This is a genomic window from Arthrobacter sp. Y3225116 (assembly GCF_059091245.1).
The window spans coordinates 1-3,563 of sequence record NZ_JBNHGL010000271.1; the positions used below are offsets into that span (position 1 = coordinate 1).

General features: G+C 56.2%; 1 rRNA gene. It reads left to right on the plus strand.

Features of this window, described 5'->3' with window-relative positions:
* Nucleotides 1–313 precede the first annotated feature (313 nt).
* A 23S ribosomal RNA gene (locus tag AC5RV2_RS15905) occupies nt 314–3,439 on the plus strand.
* The last annotated feature ends 124 nt before the right edge of the window (nt 3,440–3,563 follow it).

The window sequence follows — 3,563 nt, forward strand, 5'->3', positions numbered from 1 at the left end:
GGGGTGTTTGGAACGTGTGTGGTTGGTTTCGCGGGGGATGTCTTTTGGCACACTGTTGGGTCCTGAGGCAACAGGACCTTATTCTTGCAGCGATGTGAGGAGAGGGAAGAAGTTGGTTCCTCTTGTTTCCTGCGCTTGCCGCGCCGGCCGTCCCTTGTGGGGTGGCGGGGGTGGGGGTGACGGGGTTGTTGTTTGAGAACTACATAGTGGACGCGAGCATCTTAAAGCAATTTTTTTGATGAACCTGGTGGCCGGCTGTCCTTGTGATGGTTGGTTGTCCTGGTTCTCTCGAATAGCTGATTTTGATCTTTGTGGTCAAGTTTTTAAGAGCACACGGTGGATGCCTTGGCATCAGGAGCCGAAGAAGGACGTGGGAATCTGCGATAAGCCTGGGGGAGTTGATAACCGAACGGTGATCCCAGGATGTCCGAATGGGGAAACCCCGCCCGGCGCGCGAGTGACCGGGTGACCCGTACCTGAACACATAGGGTGCGTGGAGGGAACGCGGGGAAGTGAAACATCTCAGTACCCGCAGGAAGAGAAAACAACAGTGATTCCGTTAGTAGTGGCGAGCGAACGCGGAAGAGGCCAAACCGGTCCATGTGTGATAGCCGGCGGGCGTTGCATGGCCGGGGTTGCGGGACTTTCCGCTGCTGTTCTGCCGGACAGCGAAAGTGAGTGCGTGCGTATAGGTGAACGGTCTTGAAAGGCCGGCCGGAGAAGGTGTAAGCCCTGTAACCGTAATGCGTGACGCCGCTTGGAGAGTATCCCAAGTAGCACGGGGCCCGAGAAATCCCGTGCGAATCTGCCAGGACCACCTGGTAAGCCTGAATACTACCTGATGACCGATAGCGGACAAGTACCGTGAGGGAAAGGTGAAAAGTACCCCGGGAGGGGAGTGAAACAGTACCTGAAACCGTGTGCTTACAATCCGTCGGAGCAGCCTTGTAGCTGTGACGGCGTGCCTTTTGAAGAATGAGCCTGCGAGTTAGTGTTACGTCGCGAGGTTAACCCGTGTGGGGAAGCCGTAGCGAAAGCGAGTCTGAATAGGGCGATGCAGTGGCGTGATCTAGACCCGAAGCGGAGTGATCTACCCATGGCCAGGTTGAAGCGCGTGTAAGAGCGCGTGGAGGACCGAACCCACTTCAGTTGAAAATGGAGGGGATGAGCTGTGGGTAGGGGTGAAAGGCCAATCAAACTCCGTGATAGCTGGTTCTCCCCGAAATGCATTTAGGTGCAGCGTTGCGTGTTTCTTGCCGGAGGTAGAGCTACTGGATGGCCGATGGGCCCTACAAGGTTACTGACGTCAGCCAAACTCCGAATGCCGGCAAGTGAGAGCGCAGCAGTGAGACTGTGGGGGATAAGCTTCATAGTCGAGAGGGAAACAGCCCAGACCACCAACTAAGGCCCCTAAGCGTGTGCTAAGTGGAAAAGGATGTGGAGTTGCCCAGACAACCAGGAGGTTGGCTTAGAAGCAGCCACCCTTGAAAGAGTGCGTAATAGCTCACTGGTCAAGTGATTCCGCGCCGACAATGTAGCGGGGCTCAAGTACACCGCCGAAGTTGTGGCATCAGCGTATTATCCAAGCCTTCGTGGTTCAGGAGCGCTGGTGGGTAGGGGAGCGTCGTGTGGGCAGTGAAGCTGCGGCGGAAGCCAGTGGTGGAGCCTACACGAGTGAGAATGCAGGCATGAGTAGCGAAAGACGGGTGGGAAACCCGTCCGCCGAATGATCAAGGGTTCCAGGGTCAAGCTAATCTGCCCTGGGTAAGTCGGGACCTAAGGCGAGGCCGACAGGCGTAGTCGATGGACAACGGGTTGATATTCCCGTACCGGCGAAAAACCGCCCATGCCAATCCGGTGATGCTAACCGCCCAAACCGTTCATCCGTGCCCTTCGGGGCCAGTATGGGCGGGGCGCGCGGGACCCGATCCGGGGAGGTAAGCGTATTAACAGGTGTGACGCAGGAAGGTAGCCGAGCCGGGCGATGGTAGTCCCGGTCCAAGGATGTAGGGTGAACGGTTGGCAAATCCGCCGTTCGTGAAGCCTGAGACCTGACGGGACCCCCGTATGGGGGGATTCGGTGATCCTATGCTGCCGAGAAAAGCATCGACGCGAGGTTTTAGCCGCCCGTACCCCAAACCGACACAGGTGATCAGGTAGAGAATACCAAGGCGATCGAGAGAATTATGGTTAAGGAACTCGGCAAAATGCCCCCGTAACTTCGGGAGAAGGGGGGCCCCGACCGTGAAGAAGCCTTGCGCTTCGGAGCGGGTAAGGGCCGCAGAGACCAGGGGGAAGCGACTGTTTACTAAAAACACAGGTCCGTGCGAAGTCGCAAGACGATGTATACGGACTGACTCCTGCCCGGTGCTGGAAGGTTAAGAGGACCTGTTAGCCCCTTTGGGGGCGAAGCGGAGAATTTAAGCCCCAGTAAACGGCGGTGGTAACTATAACCATCCTAAGGTAGCGAAATTCCTTGTCGGGTAAGTTCCGACCTGCACGAATGGAGTAACGACTTCCCCGCTGTCTCAACCATAAACTCGGCGAAATTGCACTACGAGTAAAGATGCTCGTTACGCGCAGCAGGACGGAAAGACCCCGAGACCTTTACTATAGTTTGGTATTGGTGTTCGGTGTGGCTTGTGTAGGATAGGTGGGAGACTGTGAAGCCCGGACGCCAGTTCGGGTGGAGTCATCGTTGAAATACCACTCTGGTCACTCTGGACATCTAACTTCGGCCCGTAATCCGGGTCAGGGACAGTGCCTGATGGGTAGTTTAACTGGGGCGGTTGCCTCCTAAAGAGTAACGGAGGCGCCCAAAGGTTCCCTCAGCCTGGTTGGCAATCAGGTGGCGAGTGTAAGTGCACAAGGGAGCTTGACTGTGAGAGAGACATCTCGAGCAGGGACGAAAGTCGGGACTAGTGATCCGGCGGCACATTGTGGAATGGCCGTCGCTCAACGGATAAAAGGTACCTCGGGGATAACAGGCTGATCTTGCCCAAGAGTCCATATCGACGGCATGGTTTGGCACCTCGATGTCGGCTCGTCGCATCCTGGGGCTGGAGTAGGTCCCAAGGGTTGGGCTGTTCGCCCATTAAAGCGGTACGCGAGCTGGGTTTAGAACGTCGTGAGACAGTTCGGTCCCTATCCGCTGCGCGCGCAGGAAATTTGAGAAGGTCTGTCCTTAGTACGAGAGGACCGGGACGGACGAACCTCTGGTGTGTCAGTTGTACTGCCAAGTGCACCGCTGATTAGCTACGTTCGGATTGGATAACCGCTGAAAGCATCTAAGCGGGAAGCCGGCTTCAAGATGAGATTTCCATCCCCTTCGGGGGGAGAGGACCCCAGCCAGACCACTGGGTTGATAGGCCGGATGTGGAAGCGAGGACGAAAGACTCGTGAAGCTGACCGGTACTAATAGTCCGATAACTTACACCACACCACCCCCTGGGGGTGGGTGATCAAAACATGCTACGCGTCCGCTATGTGGTTCCCAGACAACAACCCGTTGTCGTCCAGGGAACAAACAATTGAATACAGTTCCAAGCACAAGCTTGTAACCA